This is a genomic window from Pseudomonas sp. BJa5 (assembly GCF_030272875.2).
Classification (GTDB): Bacteria; Pseudomonadota; Gammaproteobacteria; order Pseudomonadales; family Pseudomonadaceae; genus Aquipseudomonas.
Map to the genome: position 1 here is coordinate 76413 of NZ_JALRNG020000020.1, position 18552 is coordinate 94964.

At 65.1% G+C, this 18552-nt stretch carries 16 protein-coding genes; 11 read left to right on the top strand and 5 right to left on the bottom strand.

Annotation, left to right across the window (positions count from 1 at the left end):
• The first annotated feature begins 55 nt into the window (after positions 1 to 55).
• The 3 genes from M2D63_RS13615 (at position 56) to M2D63_RS13625 (ending at position 2809) form a co-directional block, all read left to right on the top strand.
• The gene (locus M2D63_RS13615) at positions 56 to 1456 is read left to right on the top strand and encodes a DUF1329 domain-containing protein (RefSeq protein WP_285863446.1); all 1401 of its coding nucleotides are present in this window, start codon (positions 56 to 58) and stop codon (positions 1454 to 1456) included.
• A 129-nt stretch (positions 1457 to 1585) separates the two neighbouring features.
• Positions 1586 to 2626, top strand: a complete 1041-nt coding sequence (locus M2D63_RS13620; protein WP_285863447.1) for a Rieske 2Fe-2S domain-containing protein — start codon at positions 1586 to 1588, stop codon at positions 2624 to 2626.
• Positions 2627 to 2659: 33 nt separating this feature from the next.
• Positions 2660 to 2809, top strand: a complete 150-nt coding sequence (locus M2D63_RS13625) for a hypothetical protein (RefSeq protein ID WP_285863448.1) — start codon at positions 2660 to 2662, stop codon at positions 2807 to 2809.
• A gap of 206 nt (positions 2810 to 3015) precedes the next feature.
• On the opposite strand, the gene M2D63_RS13630 is transcribed toward M2D63_RS13625, so the two are convergent.
• The gene (locus M2D63_RS13630; protein ID WP_285863449.1) at positions 3016 to 3303 is read right to left on the bottom strand and encodes a hypothetical protein; all 288 of its coding nucleotides are present in this window, start codon (positions 3301 to 3303) and stop codon (positions 3016 to 3018) included.
• A 152-nt stretch (positions 3304 to 3455) separates the two neighbouring features.
• Positions 3456 to 4862, bottom strand: coding sequence for a PLP-dependent aminotransferase family protein (locus M2D63_RS13635; protein ID WP_285863450.1), 1407 nt, complete (start codon positions 4860 to 4862; stop codon positions 3456 to 3458).
• Positions 4863 to 5048: 186 nt separating this feature from the next.
• Here M2D63_RS13635 and M2D63_RS13640 point away from each other — a divergent pair, with 186 nt between their 5' ends.
• Entirely contained in the window at positions 5049 to 6467 is a 1419-nt protein-coding gene (locus M2D63_RS13640) for an amino acid permease (protein WP_285863451.1), read from the top strand.
• 72 nt (positions 6468 to 6539) lie between these two features.
• Here M2D63_RS13640 and M2D63_RS13645 read toward each other — a convergent pair whose 3' ends face one another.
• Positions 6540 to 7430 carry a LysR family transcriptional regulator gene (locus M2D63_RS13645; RefSeq protein ID WP_405310032.1) on the bottom strand — a complete coding sequence of 297 codons (891 nt, stop codon included), beginning with the start codon at positions 7428 to 7430 and terminating at the stop codon, positions 6540 to 6542.
• 147 nt (positions 7431 to 7577) lie between these two features.
• Here M2D63_RS13645 and M2D63_RS13650 point away from each other — a divergent pair, with 147 nt between their 5' ends.
• The 4 genes from M2D63_RS13650 to M2D63_RS13665 are packed head-to-tail and all read left to right on the top strand — an operon-like array spanning position 7578 to position 12195.
• A complete protein-coding gene (locus M2D63_RS13650; protein WP_405310039.1) occupies positions 7578 to 8765 on the top strand; it encodes a 3-hydroxyacyl-CoA dehydrogenase family protein in 1188 nt (395 codons plus the stop codon).
• Positions 8762 to 10543, top strand: coding sequence for an acyl-CoA dehydrogenase C-terminal domain-containing protein (locus M2D63_RS13655; protein WP_285863454.1), 1782 nt, complete (start codon positions 8762 to 8764; stop codon positions 10541 to 10543). The genes M2D63_RS13650 and M2D63_RS13655 overlap by 4 nt, the downstream gene beginning before the upstream one ends.
• 21 nt (positions 10544 to 10564) lie before the next feature.
• Positions 10565 to 10993 (top strand): thioesterase family protein, encoded by a 429-nt coding sequence (locus tag M2D63_RS13660; RefSeq protein WP_285863455.1) that lies wholly within the window; start codon positions 10565 to 10567, stop codon positions 10991 to 10993.
• A 17-nt stretch (positions 10994 to 11010) separates the two neighbouring features.
• Positions 11011 to 12195 carry an acetyl-CoA C-acyltransferase gene (locus M2D63_RS13665; protein ID WP_285863456.1) on the top strand — a complete coding sequence of 395 codons (1185 nt, stop codon included), beginning with the start codon at positions 11011 to 11013 and terminating at the stop codon, positions 12193 to 12195.
• 6 nt (positions 12196 to 12201) lie between these two features.
• Here M2D63_RS13665 and M2D63_RS13670 read toward each other — a convergent pair whose 3' ends face one another.
• The gene (locus M2D63_RS13670; protein ID WP_285863457.1) at positions 12202 to 13209 is read right to left on the bottom strand and encodes an AraC family transcriptional regulator; all 1008 of its coding nucleotides are present in this window, start codon (positions 13207 to 13209) and stop codon (positions 12202 to 12204) included.
• The gene (locus M2D63_RS13675; protein ID WP_405310036.1) at positions 13206 to 14126 is read right to left on the bottom strand and encodes a LysR family transcriptional regulator; all 921 of its coding nucleotides are present in this window, start codon (positions 14124 to 14126) and stop codon (positions 13206 to 13208) included. Before M2D63_RS13675 ends, M2D63_RS13670 begins: the two co-directional genes overlap by 4 nt.
• Positions 14127 to 14223: 97 nt before the next feature.
• On the opposite strand from M2D63_RS13675, the gene M2D63_RS13680 reads away from it, so the two are divergent.
• From M2D63_RS13680 to M2D63_RS13690, 3 genes are all read left to right on the top strand, one after another.
• Positions 14224 to 15072, top strand: a complete 849-nt coding sequence (locus tag M2D63_RS13680) for an AraC family transcriptional regulator (RefSeq protein WP_285863459.1) — start codon at positions 14224 to 14226, stop codon at positions 15070 to 15072.
• Positions 15073 to 15170: 98 nt separating this feature from the next.
• Positions 15171 to 16991 (top strand): DUF1302 domain-containing protein, encoded by a 1821-nt coding sequence (locus M2D63_RS13685; RefSeq protein ID WP_285863460.1) that lies wholly within the window; start codon positions 15171 to 15173, stop codon positions 16989 to 16991.
• A 14-nt stretch (positions 16992 to 17005) separates the two neighbouring features.
• Entirely contained in the window at positions 17006 to 18343 is a 1338-nt protein-coding gene (locus M2D63_RS13690; protein WP_285863461.1) for a DUF1329 domain-containing protein, read from the top strand.
• Positions 18344 to 18552 lie beyond the last annotated feature (209 nt).

The following is an 18552-nucleotide window of genomic DNA, read 5'->3' on the forward strand; positions in this document are numbered from 1 at the left end:
CTTTGTCGCGCTGCCGATACTGGGCCACCGCTATCGGAAACCATGGAGAACAACAATGACCGAGCGTAATTTCTGTGTGCCCAAGGCCCACGCCGACTCTCGCCGCTGGTTGCTGGCCCTGGCCCTGGGCTGCGCCACCGCAGGCCCGCTGCAGGCCGCGCCGGAGGATGTGGCGCGCCTGGGTAGCGAGCTGACCTGCGTCGGCGCCGACAAGCGCGGCAATGCCGACGGCAGCATCCCGCCCTATGCCGGGAAGTGGCTGGGGGTGCCTCCACAGGTGCAGTTCAAGGGCACCGGCCATCATCCGGTCGATCCCTACCCGGACGAGAAGCCGCTGTTCGTGATCACTGCCGCTAACCTGGCGCAGTACGCCGACTACCTGTCCGACGGGCAGAAAGCCCTGTTCAAGCTCTACCCGCAAACCTTCAACATGCCGATCTACCCGACCCACCGGGATTTTCGCTTTGCCGATTCGGTGTGTGAGGCAACCCGCGAGAACGCCAGCCTGGCGCGCCTGGTGGACGACGGCGAAGGTGTGGTGGGCAAGACCGGCGGCACGCCGTTCCCGGTACCGCGCAGCGGCCTGGAACTGCTGAAGAACGCCTCGACCTTCACCCTGCGGGCCTGGACCGAGGAGTACGTTTCCGACAACGCCTACGTGCTCAAGGACGGCAACATCAACTGGGGCCGGGTACATTCGCGCAACCTGGCGCCGGCGCTGCAGCCGGGCAAGATTGGCGAGACCGTGGGCAACTCCTCGTTCTACCTCAACGAAACCCTGCTGCCCCAGCGCGACAAGGGCGAGATCAACACCGGCACCGAGTTCTGGAACGACAAGACCGAGCCGCGCCAGAGCTGGCGCTACGACCCGGGCACGCGGCGGGTGCGGCAGTCGCCGGGCTATGGCTTCGACATGGCCTTCCCGGGCTCCGGCGGCTCGATCACCGTCGATGAGGTGCGCCTGTTCAACGGCTCCGGCCAGCGCTACGACTGGAAGATCGTCGGCAAGCGCGAGATGTTCATCCCCTACAACACCTACCGCCTGCATGCCCCGGAACTCAAATACGCCGAGCTGCTCACCCCGGGCCACATCAATCCCCAGGCCATGCGTTATGAGCGCCACCGCGTGTGGGAGCTGGAAGGCACCCTCAAGCCCGGCTACCGCCACCTGTACGGCAAGCGCAAGTTGTACATCGACGAAGACACCTGGTTCCCGATGCTGGCCGACAACTACGACAACCGTGGCGAGCTGTGGCGCACCTCGATGGTCAACTATTTCTATGCCTACGAAAGCCAGGTGCCCCAGGCCGGAGTCGGCCTGTACCACGACCTCAACGCCGGCAGCTACCTGGCCTTCAACCTGATCAACGAACAGCGCAACGGCTATGTGCTCAACAAGGGTGGCTTCAGCCCGCGCGACTTCGGCCCGGAGGCGGCGCGCCGGGCAGGGCAGTAACGGCGATCTAGTCCATTTGAAGGATGAGCGGCCGGCGACGGCTGCTCAATGATGTCGGGTAGGGGAAGGTGCTGGCGCTCAGCCCTGGCATCGCCCGACCCGGGTTTGCACCAGAGGAAGAACAAGAACATGACGAAACTCGCAGAACTGAGCATCGAAAACACCCAGCGCACCCACCGCTATGCCCGTGGCTGGCACTGCCTGGGTGATGCCGCCGACTACCGTGATGGCAAGCTGCACACCCTGAACATCTTCGGCACCCGCCTGGTGGCCTTCGCCGACAGCCAGGGCAAGATCAGCATTCTCGACGCCTTTTGCCCGCACATGGGTGCCGACCTGTCCCAGGGCACCATCGAGAACGATACCGTGGTCTGCCCCTTCCACCACTGGAAGTACGACACCAGCGGCAAGTGCGTGGAGATTCCGTACTGCAAGCGCATCCCGCCCAAGGCCAAGACCCGCAGCTGGCTGACTTGCGAAGAGAACAAGCTGCTGTTCGTCTGGAACAACCCCGAGGGCCGGCCGCCGAAAGAGGGCGTGATCATTCCGCACCTGGAGGAGATGGACAGCGACGAGTGGATCCATGAGTGGAACATCGACACCATGCTGATCGACACCAACCCGCGGGAGCTGGTCGACAACCTGGTCGATGCCCAGCACTTCGGCCCGGTGCATGGCACGCCGACCAAGTATTTTGCCAACGTCTTCGAAGGCCATATCGGCCGGCAGATCTTCCATGGCGACTCCGAGCGCCTGGGCGGCGACCTGATCGCGCCATCGGCCTACTACGGCCCGGCGACCCACTTCACCCACCTGAGCTCGATGTTCGGCGAGGTGCGGGTGCATGCCATCCTGCTCAACAGCCATGTGCCGGTGACGCCCGACAGCTTCCAGCTGCGTTTCGGCTGCATGGTCAAGCGCGTGCCGGGCTGGAGCGAGGAGCAGAACCGTGAAGTGGCCCAGGCCTATGTCATGGGCAACCGTGCCTCGTTCTACCAGGACGTGGACATCTGGAAGCACAAGATCCGCATCGACAAGCCGGTGCTGGCCGAGAACGACGGGCCGGTGTACCAGCTGCGCGAGTGGTACCAGCAGTTCTTCACCGATGAGGACCTGGTACCGGCGAGCATGGCCGAGCGTCGGGAGATCGTGACCGTCGACGAGCGTTGATTCTTCGCTGTGCAGGGGAGAGGAGTGCTGACAATGAAAATAAAAAGCCTTCGCGCCTATGCTGTACCGCTGTTGTGCCTGGTGATCGTGCTGTACACCGCGCTGACGGCCGTGCCGCAGAAATCCAGGAGCTGTCCGGCCTGCGCGATGCCGAGTTTTCAGGGGTTGCAGGCGTTGCGTTAGGGCGTCTTGGGGCGGGCGACTATCGCAGGCTCCCACAGGAAAAAGGCTATGGCCTGTAGGAGCGGGCTTGCCCCGCGATGCGATGTAACTGACCGATTGCAATCGCGGGGCAAGCCCGCTCCTACAAAAGACAGTTGCTCCCACAGGGATCGGTACAGGCCGAAGACCTGTGGGGGCTCATCGCAACGTAATTTGCGCGTGGCGAGTCAGTGCTGGTGCTTTTTGGCATCGACAATCAAATTTGACAGCGGGCTGCTTGCGCCTCCGTCGAACCAGCTTACGACAAGAACGCCACCGACGATATCCGGCATAGTGAATACGAAGCCCCCCTGGGCGTCTGGTACTACGGTGACCTGTTTAACAGTCTCGTTCATATGGAACTGTAAACCCGTGAGTCCTCTAATATGTGGGCTTCGCACCGTAACTGTAGCGCCGACTTCAGGTCGTGCCGGATCGAAGGTGACGGTCGGGGCATTTTGGGTTGAAGTGCTCATGATGTCTTGATCCTTCTGATTGAGGGTTCCGTTCAACTCGGTCCGGGGAAGATGCACCCCGCCAGGTACCCGTTACCGGGCTGGAACCAATCTATTTCGGATCGCGGAGTGTGGATACTGATAGAAATGTCAGGTCTCCAATGGCCCACTTGTCAGCGGCGTGCATGCTTGACCAGCAACCGCTCAAGCTTCTCCCACAGCTCCGGCGCGGTGCTGAACGCCACGTTGAAGCGCATCCAGCCCGTGGGCCGCGAATCGACCATGAACAGCTGCCCGGGGCCGAGCATGATGCCCTGCTCCAGGGCATCGTCCACCAGCGCCGCACTGTCGGCGATGGCCGGGTGGCGGGTCCACAGGTACATGCCTTCATCACCCTCGACAAAACGCTCGAAGCCCAGTCGGTCAAGGTGCTGGCTAACCTCCTGCTGCGCCTCGGCCAGGCGCTGGCGCAGGCGCTTGAGGTGCTTGCGCCAGCGGCCGTCGGTGATCGCCGCATACACCACCCGCTCCATCACCTGGGAGGTGGTCAGCCCCGAACGCATCTTCAACTGCAGCAGCTGCTGCATCAGCTCGGGGTTGGCCAGCATGAAACCGACCCGCACGTTGGGCGAGATGCTCTTGGAATAGCTACCCACATACACCACCTGCTGCAGGTGGTCGAGGCTGGTCAGGCAGGGCAGCGGCTCGCCGATCATGTCGGCGTACAGGTTGTTCTCCACCAGGCGAAAACCATGCCGGGCCGCCAGTTGCAGCAGGCGATGCAGTTGCGCCAGCGGCGCGCGCGAGCTGGTCGGGCTGTGCAGGTGCGGCTGGGTGAAGAACACCGTCGGGCGGTGGTGTTCGAGCAGCCGTTCGAGCTGGTCCAGGTCATAGCCGTGCGGGGTGCGCGGCACGCCCACCAGGGTCGCGCCGTGGAAACGCAGGATGCTCATCAAGTTGGGGTAGCCGGGATCGTCCACCAGCACCACGTCCCCCGGGCGCACCAGGGTACGCACCGCCAGGTCCAGGGCCTGGCTGGCGCCATGGGTGAGCATCAACTGGGCCGGGTTGGCGACGATGCGCAGGTCCTGTTGCAGGTTCTGCGCGGTGAGGGTGCGCAGTTCCAGCAGGCCCATGGGGTCGCCGTAGCCGCTGAGCTCCAGCACGCTGCTGGCGACCTGACGCATGCCCCGGCGTAGGCCATCCTCGTACATCCAGTCATTGGGCAACCAGCCACAGCCCGGCTTGAACGGCAGCTGGCGGCTTTCGAAGATCTTCTGCAGGTACCACTCGGAGTCGAATGCCGGTTTGTCTGGCACAGGATCGCTGGCCCGGGTTTCGACCACCGCACGATTGACGTAGAACCCCGCGTTGCCCCGGCTGACCAGCAAACCCTGGGCGACCAGGCGGTCGTAGGCCTCGACCACGGTGAAGGTACTGACCGAGTAGGTGGCCGCAAAGGCGCGGATCGAGGGGACCTTGGCGCCGGGCTTGAGAGTCTGGTTCTCGATCAGTTCACGCAGGCCGTTGATGATCTGGTTGACCAGTGGCGGCGCTGCATCGGGTCGTAATTCAAGCATCGGGAAGCTGTGCCTTCAGGGGGTGCGTACCGCCGGGCGCCTGCAGGAGAACGGGGTGTACTGGTCGGGCGGCCTGTACAGTGCAGTGGATTTTACTGTCTGCTGTGCATGGCTCTCTTTGTCAGACATTTTTACATTAGGGGTCTGTTATCGCCAGTTATAAAAAGAATACGAGGTAAGTTACAGATGGACGCAACATCCACATCCACTTCCACAGCCAAGGTGGAGCACGAGAGCAAGCTCAGCGCTTCGCTCAAGTCTCGCCACCTGACCATGATGTCGATCGCCGGGGTCATCGGCGGCGCCTTGTTCGTCGGCTCCGGCAGTGTGATCCACAGCGCCGGCCCCGCCGCCATCCTGGCCTACCTGGCTGGCGGCATCCTGGTGGTGCTGATCATGCGCATGCTCGGTGAAATGGCGACCTCTTCGCCGGACACCGGTTCGTTCTCCACCTACGCCGAGCGCGCCATCGGCCGCTGGGCCGGTTTTACCATCGGCTGGCTGTACTGGTGGTTCTGGGTCATTCTCATGGCCTGGGAAGCCTATGTGGCGGGCAAGATCCTGCATGGCTGGTTCCCTTCGATCAGCGTCAACACCTTCGTCCTGGCCACCACCCTGGTGCTGATCAGCGTCAACTTCTTCAACGTCAAGCACTACGGTGAGTTCGAATTCTGGTTCGCGCTGATCAAGGTGGTGGCGATCATATGCTTCCTTGTGGTCTGTAGCCTGGCGGTGTTCAACCTCTGGTCCGGCAGCGCGGTGCACGGCATCAGCAACCTCACGGCCCAGGGCTTCATGCCCAACGGCATGGAGTCGGTGGTGGTGGCCATGCTCGGGGTGATGTTCGCCTTCCTCGGTGCCGAAATCGTCACCATCGCCGCGGCCGAGTCGAAGAACCCGTCCGAGCAGATCGTCAAGGCCACCAACTCGGTGGTGTGGCGGGTCTGCCTGTTCTATGTCGGTTCGATCTTCCTGATCGTCGCCCTGGTGCCGTGGAACGATCCACTGCTGGGCCAGTCGGGCTACGGCTCCTACCGCCGTACCCTGGAACTGCTGGGCATCCCGGGCGCTGAGTTCGTAATGAACTTCGTGGTCCTGACCTCGGTGAGCAGCTGCCTGATCTCGGCGCACTACACCGCTTCGCGCATGCTGTTCTCCCTGGCCAGCCGTGGCGATGCACCGTCGTTCTTCAAGATCACCCGCGCCGGCAAGGGCGTGCCGGTGTTCGCCATCATCGGCTCCTGCTCGGTGGCGGTGTTCGTCGCGCTGATCAACTTCAGCGAGACCCTGCGTCCGAAAGACGTGCTGGACGTGCTGATGAACACCACCGGCATGATTGCCCTGCTGGTGTACCTGGTGATCGCCTTCTCGCAGCTGAAAATGCGCCGCAAGCTGGAAGCCGAGGGCAAGGAGATCCGCCTGAAGATGTGGCTGTTCCCCTGGCTGACCTACCTGGTGATCGTGTTCATCATTGGCTGCCTGGTGACCATGGCCTTCGTGCCGGACTACCAGGTGCTGGTGATCTCCACCGGTGCGGCGGCGATTGTCGTGGCGCTGATGGGCGCGGTATTGCATGTGCGGGCGGCGAAAAAAGCCCGCGCCTGATACTTGTGGGAGCGGGCTTGCCCCGCGATTGCGATGTGGCTGATACTCCGCAATCGCGGGGCAAGCCCGCTCCTACAGCTGCAAAATTTCCCCTACCAGCCAACTGAGCGCCCGCTCTTGTCCGCGTTGGGCCAGGTAGACCACGTCGGTGTCGAACGCCTCCAGGGCGAACGGCAAGTCGAACAGTTGCAACGGCAACAGGGTGGCAAAGCGCCGGGCCAGTTGCGTTGGCAGCACCACGCACAGATCCGTTTCCGCCACCAGATGCGCCGCCTGCAGGTAGTTGGGCGTGGTGTAGACGATCTGCCGCACCAGACCTTGTTCCCCCAGCCATTGATCGACCATGCCGCGGGTCTGGCCGCCATACACCCACAGGTGGCGCAGGCGCAGGAAGGTATCCAGGTCCAGCCCACCGCTGACCTGCGGATGGTCCTTGCGCAGGGCGATCTGCAGGGTTTCGCTGCGCCAGAGATGGCGCACGAAGCGTGCCGGGATGTCGTTGAAGCGGCCCACCACCAGGTCGAGCTGGCCACGATCCAGGGCATCGACCGGCAGGCTGGTCGCAAGCGGCACGATGTCCAGGCGCAGGTTCGGCGCACGGTCCTGCAGCCGGCGCAGCAGGGCCGGCATGCACCACTGCTCGACGAAGTCGGTCATGGCCAGGCGAAAGGTCTGGCGGCTGTGCCGAGGGTCGAAGCTGTCGCCTGCCGTGAGGGTCTGTTCGATCTGCAACAGCGCAGCGCGGATCGGCCCTTCCAGGGCCAGGGCCTTGGGCGTGGGCTGCATGCGCCGGCCGATGCGCACCAGCAAGGGGTCGTCGAGCAGCTCGCGCAGGCGCGCCAGGGCATTGCTGACGGTGGGCTGGCTGAGGGCCAGGCGCTCGGCGGCGCGGGAGACATTCTGTTCGCGCAGCAGCACGTCGAAGACCCGCAGCAGGTTGAGGTCGAAGGTAGATATATTCATCTGACCAATATCAGGCATATGAAAATGAAATTTCTCAAATAGTAGGCGCCTGCCTAGTGTGTCGGCAATCCTTCTTTCCGAACCGGGAGTGCCGATGTGAGCAAGGGAATCGATGTGCAGCAGGCTGCGGTAGTGGGGGCCGGAACCATGGGCCGGGGTATCGTCATCAGCCTGGCCAGTGCCGGTATTCCGGTGTTGTGGCTCGACAGCAACGCGCAGGTACTGGCGGCGGGGCTGAAAGCGGCCAGGGACACCTGGGCCCAGCAGGTGGTCAAGGGCCGTATCAGCCAGGCTCAGGCCAGTGAGCACCTGGCGCGGGTGCAGGCGGTGGACAGCTACGCGGCGCTGGCCGACGTCGACCTGGTGATCGAAGCGGTCTACGAGAACCTCGAGCTCAAGCAGGAGATCTTCCGCACCCTGGATGCCACCTTAAAGCCGGCGGCGATCCTGGCCAGCAACACTTCGGCACTGGACATCGACGCCATCGCCGCGGTCACCGGGCGCCCCGGGCAGGTGCTGGGCCTGCATTTCTTCAGCCCGGCGCACATCATGAAGCTGCTGGAGATCGTCCGTGGCGAACACACCTCGGCGGCCGTGCTCGATGCCGCTCGGGTGCTCGGCCAGCGCCTGGGCAAAGTGGCGGTGGTGGCCGGCAACTGCCCTGGCTTCATTGGCAATCGCATGCTCAAGACCTACACCAACGAAGCGCGCAAGATGCTGCTCGAAGGCGCCTTGCCCCGCCAGGTGGATGGCGCGTTGCAGGCCTTCGGCTTTGCCATGGGGCCGTTTCGCATGTACGACGTGGTCGGCGTCGACCTGGAATGGCGTGCCCGCCAGCTGGCCGGGCAGGGCATGGACAACCCGTTGATACAGGTGGACAACGCCCTGTGCGAGCTGGGCCGCTTCGGCCAGAAGAGCGGGCGCGGTTTCTACCGCTATGCCGAGGGCAGCCGCGAGGCCGAGCCGGATGCCGAGGTCGACGCGCTGGTGATGGAGATTTCCAGCGGCCTGGGTTATCGGCGGCGATCCATCAGCGACCAGGAAATTCTCGAGCGCTCGCTGCTGGCGTTGGTCAACGAGGGGGCGAAGATTCTCCAGGAGAACATCGCCGCCAACAGCCATGACGTCGACCTGGTCTACCTCAACGGCTATGGCTTCCCGGCTGCGGTGGGCGGGCCGATGACCTGGGCCGACGGCCAGGGCCTGGCTTCTATCCAGGATCGTCTCGAGCGCTTGCAGCGCATGCTCGGCGAGCACTGGCAAGCGGCTGCCCTGATTGGCCGGCTGGTGGCGGCGGGCAAGGGCTTTGCCGATGTGCTGGAGGGCCGGGTATGAACTATCGGGCACCGCTGCGCGACATGCGATTCGTGCTGCATGAACTGTTCGATGTACAAGGCCACTGCCAGCAACTGGACAACGGCCTGGACCGCGAGACCATCGATGGCGTGCTGGAAGAGGCCGCACGCTTCGCCGCCGAGGTGGTGGCGCCGCTCAATCGCAACAGCGATGAGCAGGGCTGCCGCCTGCAGGACGGCGAAGTGATCACCCCGGACGGCTTCCGCCAGGCCTACCGGCAGTATGCCGGGCAAGGCTGGGCGAGCATGACCGGGCCGCTGGCCTTTGGTGGCCAGGGTTTGCCACAGATGGTCGCGGCCAGTTTCCATGAGATGCTGATGAGCGCTTCGCTGGCGTTTCGCGCCTACTCGGGGCTGACCGAAGGTACGGTACTGGCCCTGGACCACCACGGCAGCGCCGCGCTCAAGCAGACCTACCTGGCCCGGCTGGTAAGTGGCGAATGGACCGGCACCATGTGCCTGACCGAACCCCAGGCCGGCACCGACCTGGCGCTGCTGCGCACCCGTGCCCGGCCCGAGGCCGATGGCAGCTACCGGCTCGATGGCAGCAAGATCTTCATAACCGGCGGCGATCAGGACCTCACCGACAACATCATCCACCTGGTGCTCGCCCGTCTTGCCGATGCACCGCCCGGGGTCAAGGGCATCAGCCTGTTCCTGGTGCCCAAGCGCCTGGTCAACGGCGACGGCTCGCTGGGCGAGCGCAATGCCGTGAGCTGCGGCGCGCTGGAGCACAAGATGGGCCTCAAGGGTGCCTCCACCTGCGTGATGAACTTCGACGGCGCCCGTGGCTGGCTGGTGGGTGAGGCGAACCAGGGCCTGGCCTGCATGTTCACCATGATGAACGATGCGCGCTTCCAGGTCGGCTTGCAGGGCCTGGGCATCGCCGAGGCGGCGTTCCAGGGCGGCCTGGCCTATGCCCGCGAGCGTTTGCAGTCGCGGGCACTCGGCGGCCCGGCGGCGCCGGACAAGCCGGCCGATCCGATCATTGTCCACCCGGATGTGCGGCGCATGCTGCTGACCCAGAAAACCCTGTCCGAAGGCTGCCGCATGCTGGCGGCCTACAGCGCCCGCCAGCTGGACCTGGAGCATGGCGCCGTCGATGCCGATACGCGCCAGGCCGCGGCGCGCCGCGCGGCCTTGCTGATTCCCATCGTCAAGGCCTTCTTCACCGATTGCGGCCAGGAAGTGGCCAGCCTCGGCGTGCAGCTCTATGGTGGGCACGGCTATATCCGCGAGTGGGGCATGGAGCAATTGATGCGCGACAGTCGCATCACCCAGCTCTATGAGGGCACCAACGGCATCCAGGCCCTGGACCTGATCCGTCGCAAGGTGCTGGGCGATGGCGGCGCGGAGCTCAATGCGCTGATCGATGAACTGGCGACGCAAGTGGATCAGGCCGGCGCCGTGCCGGAGCTGGCCGAACGGGTCGCAGCGCGCCTTGAAGAGTGGCGCGCACTGACTGACACAGTGCTGCAAGCCTGCCGGCGCGACCCTCAGGAGATCGGCGCGATGTCGGTGGATTTTCTCGCCTATTCGGCTTACGTGGTGCTGGCCGCGCTATGGTTGCAGGCCGCGAGCACGGCCAGTTCGGCCCTGGCTGCGGGCAGCGGCGAGGCAGCGTTCTACCGGGCCAAGCTTACGGCGGCGGACTTCTACCTGCGCAGGATCCTGCCCAGGGCCGACGCCCACCGTGAGGCACTGCTGGCCGGCGCCGGCTGCCTGATGAGCCTGCCCGAGGACGACTTCGCCTTCTGAGCCAACCAGCGAGCTATCGAGATGAACCTGCTATCGCGCGAACACTTTCGCCATTTCCAGCCGATCACCACGCGCTGGCACGACAACGACGTCTATGGCCATGTCAACAACGTCGTCTACTACAGCTTCTTCGACAGTGCGGTGAACAGCTACCTGATCGACGCCGGCGTGCTGGATATCCAGCACGGCGAGGTCATTGCCTACGTGGTCAGTTCCAGCTGCGACTACTTCGCCTCCATCGCCTTTCCCCAGCGTATCGAGGTGGGGGTGGCGGTGAGCAAACTGGGCAACAGCTCGGTGCACTACAGCCTGGGCGTGTTCGCCGACGGCGAACAGCAGGCCTGTGCGGTCGGGCGTTTCGTGCATGTGTTCGTCGACCGCACCAGCAATCGCCCGGTGCCTATTCCTCAACCTGCGCGGGCGGTATTGAGCCGTCTGCTGTGTGACTGACCCTGGAGTGCTTTGCCATGCAAGATGCCGTTATCGTCTCCACCGCCCGCACGCCGATCGCCAAGGCGTTTCGCGGTGCCTTCAACGACCTCAAGGCGCCGTCGATGAGCGCCGTGGCCATTCGCGCCGCGGTGGAACGGGCCGCGATAGAGCCGGGTCAGATCGACGACCTGGTGATGGGCACCGCCATGCAGAGTGGTACCGCCTCGACCAACCTGGCGCGGCTGTCGGCACTGGCGGCCGGGCTGCCGTTGTCGGTCAGCGGCCAGACCATCGACCGCCAGTGCGCGTCGGGGCTGATGGCCATCGCCATCGCCGCCAAGCAGATCATGGTCGACGGCATGCAGGTCACCGTCGGTGCCGGCCAGGAGCAGATCAGCCTGGTGCAGAACCCGCACATGCAGGCAGCGGCCGCCGAGCAGGACGCCACCGTAATGCGCATGGCCGAGCATGCCTACATGCCGATGCTGCAGACTGCCGAGATCGTCGCCCGGCGCTACCACATCAGCCGCGAGGCCCAGGACGCCTACAGCCTGCAATCCCAGCAGCGCACCGCAGCGGCCCAGGCGGCGGGGCTGTTCGATGACGAGATCGTGGCGGTGACGGCGCGCAAGAAAGTCGTCGACAAGGTCAGCGGCGCGGTGAGCTATGAAGAGGTCCGCCTGACCCGCGATGAAGGCAACCGCCCGCAGACCACTCTGGCCGACCTGCAGCAGCTGGCGCCGGTGCGCGAAGGCGGCTGCATCACCGCCGGCAATGCCAGTCAGCTGTCCGATGGCGCCAGCGCCAGCGTGCTGATGAGTGGCGCCCTGGCGGCGCGCATCGGGGTCAAGCCGTTGGGCCTGTACCGTGGCATCGCCGTGGCGGGTCTGGCGCCGGAGGAAATGGGCATCGGTCCGGTGCTGGCGATTCCCAAGCTGTTGCGCCAGCACGGCCTGCGGGTCGACGACATCGGCCTGTGGGAGATCAACGAAGCCTTCGCCTGCCAGGTGCTGTACAGCGCCCAGACCCTGGGCATCGACCCGGCGCGGCTGAACGTCAATGGCGGCGCCATCGCCATCGGCCATCCCTATGGCATGAGCGGCGCGCGCATGGTCGGCCACGCCTTGCTCGAAGGCAAACGCCGTGGGGTCAAGTACGTGGTGGTGAGCATGTGCGTGGGCGGCGGCATGGGCGCCGCCGGCTTGTTCGAAGTGCTGTGACGGCCATCAGCGCGCCCGGTAGGCCCCGGGCGCGCAGTCGAACCAGCGCAGGCAGGCGCGGTGAAAACTCTGCACATCGCTGTAGCCGAGCTGGTCGGCGATCTGCGCCAGTTCCAGCTCGCTGCCGTGCAGGAGGTCTTCGGCGCGGTAGCGGCGGTACTCGTCGAGCAGTTCCGAGAAGCTCCAGCCCAGCGCTTTCAGGCGCCGGGCTGCGGTGCGTTCGAGCAGGTGCTGGCTGGCGCAGAAGTGCGGCCAGCGTTCGTTGTCGGCCAGGTGCGCGGCCAGGTAGTCGCTGGCCAGCTCCAGCAGGGTCGGCCGGGTGTTGCCGCGGGTCTGTTGCAGCACCTCCACCAGCATCTGTTCCAGTGCCTGGTTGCCGGGCGCCAGGGGCTGGCTGAACAACGCCGGGTCGAGGCGGATGCCATGCTCGGCATGGCCCCAGCTGACGTGCGTGCGCCAGGCCCGTGGGTGCGTGCTGGTGTCAGCGGGCGTCGGGTGGGCCAGTTCGACCGCCAGGATCGGGTCGCGGTCCACGCCGCTGGCCGACACCTTGCGGCGCAGCATGCTCAACAGGCTGGTGAGGATGTAGTCGGTGATCGGCGCACTGGCCTTGAGGCTGCCGCAATCGTGCAGGCACAGGCTGATGTGCTGTTCGCTGCGCTCGATGCGGGCCTGGAAGTGGCCGTTGAAGAATGGGAAATAGGTCACGAACCAGGCGCAGGCGCTCTCAAGCGAGGCGGCCACATCGAACAGGTAGGTCAGGCCATTGGTGGCGGTGGAGACGAAGCGCTTGCCGGCGGCCAGGCCGATCAGCGGATCGCCGCTGTGGGCCAGGGCCAGGGTCCAGAAGCGCCGCGACAACACCAGGGGTACGCGCAGGAACGGCGTGCGCAATTCGAACAGGCTGCGGCGAAACACCGCCTCGATGGCCTGCGGCTCCACGCCCCGGGCCAGCAGCTCCTCGATGGCGGGCAGCAGCGTCGGCGCGTAGAAGGCATTGGGCGCGCCGTTCATGGCTGGCCCTCGCGCAATTGCTGGTCGACGCTCAGGATCGTGGCGATCATGGCCTGCGCTGCCGGGGTCAGGGAGTCGCCGGCGCGGCTGACGATGCCGTAGAGCAGTTGCAGGTCGGGGTGGTCGCGGTCCAGGTCGACGAAGCTGAGCGGGCAGATCCCATCCGCTGCGGTGCGCTCGTTCAGGGCTTCGGCGGTGGCCAGGCCAATGGCGTCGGAGCGCAGCACCACCCGGCGAATGGCGTCGAACTGGGCGCATTCGACGCTGGTGACGAAGTCCTGGGTGCCCTGGGCGCGGGCGAGGATCTTGCGGATCAACGGTGGTATGCGCGTGCCGGCGATGGGGTAGTCGAGCAGGGCGCTGAACCTGAGTGGCCCGCGCCCCGCCAAGGGGTGCCCGGCGCGGCAGAAGAAGTGCCCGCGGCGGGGCCGCAGCACCTGTACCTGGTAGCGCGGATCGTCCTTGAAGGCACGAGCGTCGGCGACGAAGAACTCGATCTGCTGCTCCTTGAGGCGCACCGCCAGTTCTTCCCAGTCGCCCTGGTGGAAGCGTGCGCGGATCAACGGGTGGTCGTGGATGAACTGGGCCAGGGCTTCGGGCACCAGCAGCTGGGCCGGGTAGGGGCCGCTGCCGAAGTTCAGCTCGCCACCCTCCAGGCCGTTGTACTGCAGCAGTTCGTTGTGCAGGGTCTGGCTGCCGGCCAGCAGGCGCCTGGCGTGCTGCAGCACCAGCTGGCCCTGGCCGGTCAGGCGGAATTCGCGGTTGCCGCGCTCGACCAGGGCGCAATCGAGGTCGCGTTCCAGGGTCTGGATGCTGCGGCTGAACGCTGGCTGGCTGAGGTTGACCGCATCGGCGGCGCGCACGAACCCGCGGTAATCGGCCAGGGCCACGAAGTGACGAAGTTGTCGTAGATCCACCATGCACCTCTTGCATGTTGCAGATACTTATTATGCATTTGATCGATAGTGTAGCGGCTGGCTTTAATCGACGCCTGTTCCTTTTTCGTGACCTGCCATGCCGGATGCACCCTTCGTTTCCAGCGCTTTCCTGCGCACCTTGGTGGCCCATGCCCAAGGCTGTGGCCTGCCCGTCGAACGCCTGGTACAGCAGGCCGGCATCGCCCGCGCCTGGCTCGAGGACCAGCATGAGATACCGGCACTGGCCGTCGAGCAGTTGCTGTACGCCTTTGAAGCGGCCGGCGCCGGACGCAGCTTCGGCTGCGAACTGGTGCCAGGCATGGCCACCAGTTCGTTGCAGGGGCTTAACATCCTGCTCGATTCCGCCACCACGGTGCGCGCCAGCCTGGAATGCTTCATCCGCTACCTGCCGCTGGTGACCAATTGCGTTCAGGTGAGCCTGGAAGAGGCTGGCTGCACGGCGGTCCTGCACTTGCGCCGCTATCGGCATCAGCCGCATTACTACATGCTCGATGCCGCCGTGCTGAGCCTGGTGCGCAACATCGCCCGGCGCGCTGGCAAGCCCCCGGCGCAGATGTTCAGCCAGGTCAGCCTGACCCGGTTGCAGGCCGCGGGTGACTGCTTGCAGGGCTGGGGCGTGGCAACCGTCGAGGGGCCCTGGCCGAGCCTGCACCTGGTTCCCCACGCCCTGGACCTGCCGCTGCCCGGCGCCAATCCGTTTCTGCACCAGCGCATGTTGCGCCAGTGCCAGGGCACGACCCTGGCCGATGAACGCAAGGACAGCCTGCAACTGGCCCGCCACTGGCTGGCGGCGGGCGACCAGCCCATCGAGCGGATTGCCGAGCGCCTGGGCTACCGCCAGCCGAGCAATTTCATCCGCGCCTTTCGCAAGCAGTTCGGGGTCACGCCCAAGCAGTTTCGCCTGGCCGGCGCACTGGCGCTGTAGCGGCGGGCGATGATTGTTTTTTGTCGTGCGTCGCTTGCGTCGCGCCGCTGACGCTTGGGCATCGTTATCGGGCTGGGTAATCCTCATGGAGCTCGATAATGACAACAACAAGCTCGACAACGGCGCGCGTGCGCCCGCATCACGGTACCGTTCGAAGGGGCTCGCCGTTGTGGCTGGCGATGCTGGCAGGTGTCGCCGCACCGGCCCAGGCGATCACCTTCGACCTCACTGAAGACTGGAGCTTCACCACCCGCAGCAGCCTGAGCCTGGGCAGCAGTTGGTCGACCCAGAGCCCCGACCGCCACCTGATGACCCGCGCCAACGCCCTGCAGGCCCAGGGGGTGAATGCCGATGGTGCCAGTGTCACGGCCGACGACAACCGGCTGAATTTCGAGAAGGGCGATCCGATCTCGCAGACCTTCAAGGGCCTGACCGACTTCAGCCTCGATGGCCAGGGGCAGGGCGCCTTCCTGCGCCTGAAATACTGGTACGACCATGCCTATGAAACCCGCGACGGCCGCTTCAAGGATTTCGACGACAGCGGCTGGGACGACCTGGCCAGGTTCCAGGGCCTGGAAGCACTGGACGCCTATGTGTGGAAGGACATGCAGGTGGCCGGCCATCCGCTGGGCGTCAAGCTGGGCAAGCAGGTGCTGTCCTGGGGCGAGGCGCTGCTGGTCCAGAACGGCATCAACGTGATCAACCCGCTGGACCTCTCGGCGTTCAACCGGCCCGGGGTGGAGATCAAGGAAGGCCAGTTGCCGGTGGAGATGCTGTCGTTCAGTTTTGGTGTGTCCGACACCCTCAACCTGGAAGGTTTCTACCAGTACAACTGGCGGCCCAGCGTGCTCGATGGCTGCGGCACCTTCTTTGCCGCCAGCGACGTGATCCAGCCAGGCTGCGGGCCGTTGTTCCTGAGCCAGGTGCTGACCGACCAGCAGATGCAGGCCAGCGGCCTGTTCGCCAGCGCCCGGGGCAACGAGTCGCCCGCCGACAGCGGCCAGTTCGGCTTCGCCCTGCGCCAGCTGTTGCCGTCCTTGAACGATGCCGAGGCTGCGCTGTACTTCATCAACTACCACTCGCGCATGCCGTACCTGACCCTCGATGCCCGCGATACCAGCCTGCCGGGCACTTTCCCCGGGGGCGGGCAGGGGCCGTCCTACGCGGCAGCCTTTCCCGAGAACATCCGCCTGTACGGCGTCAGCCTGACCGGCGTCGAGCCTTCCTCGGGTATCGCGCTGGCCACCGAACTGAGTTACCGGCCAAACATGCCGCTGGCGTACAACACGCCGGACGTCACCACCGCCGTGGTGGCCGGCGCTGCGGGCAGTGCCTGGGTGCAATTGCCCGACGACTTCGACACCCGCGGCGGCGACCGCTTCGACGGCTGGGAGCGCAAAGGCGTGTGGCAGTGGACCGGTTCGGCGACCCAGGCCATCGACAACGTGCTGGGGGCCACGCGCCTGAGCCTGTTCGCCGAAGTGGGCGTGGTGCATATCGACGCCCTGGGCGACGAACGCCTGGGGCGCAACGCCGCCTTCGGTCGCAGTGCCCCGCGCAACGGCAGCACCTGCAATCCGCCGGCGTCCGGGGTGACCAATCGCTTCTGCACGGACAAAGGCTTTGCCACCGACTGGTCCTGGGGCTACCGCCTGCGCGCGAGCCTTGAGTACAGCGACGTGCTGCCGGGCGTCAACTTGATCCCCGCGCTCAACTGGCGCCATGACGTCGACGGCTATTCCTACGACCCCCTCGGTCCCTTCCAGGAAGGCCAGCAGGCCCTGGGCCTGAGCCTGACCGCCAGCTACCTCAACGACTACAGCGTCGAACTCGCCTACAACGCCTTCTTTGGCAGCAACGACTACAGCACCCTGGATGACCGCGACTTCGCCTCGGTCAATTTCAAGGTCGATTTCTAAGGAGCACAATAACCATGCGAATCCATCCCCTGTTGTTGGCCCTGACCTGTGTCAGTGCCTCGGTGCTGGCCAAGAGCAATGACCTCGGCCCGCTGGACAAGACCCTCACGCCCATGGGCTCGGAGCGCGCCGGCAATGCCGACGGCAGCATCCCGGCCTGGACCGGCGGCCTCGACAAGGGCGCCGGGCGTCTCGATGCCAATGGCGGCTACAGCGATCCTTATGCCGGTGAAAAGCCCCTGTTCATTCTGACGGCGCAGAATATCAGCCAGTACCAGGCCTTCCTCAGCCCGGGGCAGGTGGCGATGTTCAAGCGCTACCCGGCCAGCTTCCAGATGCCGGTGTACCCCAGCCACCGCAGCGCCCGGCTGCCCGCCCAGGTACTGGCCGATAGCCGCGTCAATGCCGGCAAGACCACCCTGGCCGACGGCGGCAACGGCCTGCATGACTATGGGCGTGGCATTCCTTTTCCCTTGCCCACCGAAGGCCTGGAGGTGATGTGGAACCACATGACCCGCTGGCGCGGTGGCAGCTTCGAACGCTTGAGCAGCATTGCCCTGGTGCGCGAGAACGGCGCGGTGAGCTTTATCCGCGCGCAGTCGCTGGTGAGCTTTGCCGAAGCGGTCGGTGGCCTTGAGCCGGCGGCCAACGTGCTGTTCATGTTCAAGAGCCGGGTGCTGGAACCGGCGCGCCTGGCCGGTGAAACCGTACTGGTGCACGAGCCGCTCGACCAGGTCGCCGAGCCGCGTTCGGCCTGGCAGTACCTGCCGGCCCAGCGCCGGGTGCGGCGCGCGCCGATGCTGGCCTACGACAACAGTGCGCGCTACAGCAACGGCCTGATCACCGCCGACAACATCGACGGGTTCAACGGTGCACCGGACCGCTTCGACTGGAAGCTGGTCGGCAAGCAGGAAATGTTCATTGCCTACAACAGCTACCGTCTGGGTAGCCGGAGCTTGAGCCTGTCCGAACTGGTCAAGCCCAATCACATCAACCCGGCCCATACCCGTTACGAAAAGCACCGGGTCTGGGTGGTGGAGGCCACGCTCAAGCCCGGTGCCCGGCACATCTACAGCAAGCGGCGCTTCTATGTGGATGAGGACAGCTGGCAGATCGCCCAGGTCGATCAATACGACAGCCGCGGTGAGCTGTGGCGCAGCTCGGAGCTGCATGCCATCCAGCACTACGATCATGACTTCACCTACAACGTGCTGGAGACTTCCTACGACCTGATCTCCGGCCGTTATTACGCCGGGGGGCTGAGCAACGAAGAGAAGACGCCGATGCGGGTGGGGTTCATGGCCAGGACAGATGACTACACACCGTCCGAGCTGCGGCGCTGGGCCAAGTAGAGGGGTGTGTAGCCAGACGCTACGAGGTGGCCGAATTGCGACTGCTGCGCAGTCGATCGCTGGCGCTGCCAGCTCCCACAGCGGAAGGCTGAGGCCCCTGAACAGACCCCAAAGGTTGGATGGGTGTCCACTTTTGGGGTGCAGTTCACCCTGTGGGAGCTGCCGCCAGGCTGCGATCGAGCGCGAAGCGGTCGCAAACCTGGCGACCT

Coding starts and splice junctions, on each gene's coding strand:
- M2D63_RS13635 (WP_285863450.1), bottom strand. CDS start 4,862: ATGCTTGAATTACGACCCGATGCAGCGCCGCCACTGGTCAACCAGATC.
- M2D63_RS13615 (WP_285863446.1), top strand. CDS start 56: ATGACCGAGCGTAATTTCTGTGTGCCCAAGGCCCACGCCGACTCTCGC.
- M2D63_RS13620 (WP_285863447.1), top strand. CDS start 1,586: ATGACGAAACTCGCAGAACTGAGCATCGAAAACACCCAGCGCACCCAC.
- M2D63_RS13640 (WP_285863451.1), top strand. CDS start 5,049: ATGGACGCAACATCCACATCCACTTCCACAGCCAAGGTGGAGCACGAG.
- M2D63_RS13685 (WP_285863460.1), top strand. CDS start 15,171: ATGACAACAACAAGCTCGACAACGGCGCGCGTGCGCCCGCATCACGGT.
- M2D63_RS13660 (WP_285863455.1), top strand. CDS start 10,565: ATGAACCTGCTATCGCGCGAACACTTTCGCCATTTCCAGCCGATCACC.
- M2D63_RS13655 (WP_285863454.1), top strand. CDS start 8,762: ATGAACTATCGGGCACCGCTGCGCGACATGCGATTCGTGCTGCATGAA.
- M2D63_RS13650 (WP_405310039.1), top strand. CDS start 7,578: ATGGGCCGGGGTATCGTCATCAGCCTGGCCAGTGCCGGTATTCCGGTG.
- M2D63_RS13645 (WP_405310032.1), bottom strand. CDS start 7,430: ATGAATATATCTACCTTCGACCTCAACCTGCTGCGGGTCTTCGACGTG.
- M2D63_RS13690 (WP_285863461.1), top strand. CDS start 17,006: ATGCGAATCCATCCCCTGTTGTTGGCCCTGACCTGTGTCAGTGCCTCG.
- M2D63_RS13680 (WP_285863459.1), top strand. CDS start 14,224: ATGCCGGATGCACCCTTCGTTTCCAGCGCTTTCCTGCGCACCTTGGTG.
- M2D63_RS13665 (WP_285863456.1), top strand. CDS start 11,011: ATGCAAGATGCCGTTATCGTCTCCACCGCCCGCACGCCGATCGCCAAG.
- M2D63_RS13630 (WP_285863449.1), bottom strand. CDS start 3,303: ATGAGCACTTCAACCCAAAATGCCCCGACCGTCACCTTCGATCCGGCA.
- M2D63_RS13670 (WP_285863457.1), bottom strand. CDS start 13,209: ATGAACGGCGCGCCCAATGCCTTCTACGCGCCGACGCTGCTGCCCGCC.
- M2D63_RS13625 (WP_285863448.1), top strand. CDS start 2,660: ATGAAAATAAAAAGCCTTCGCGCCTATGCTGTACCGCTGTTGTGCCTG.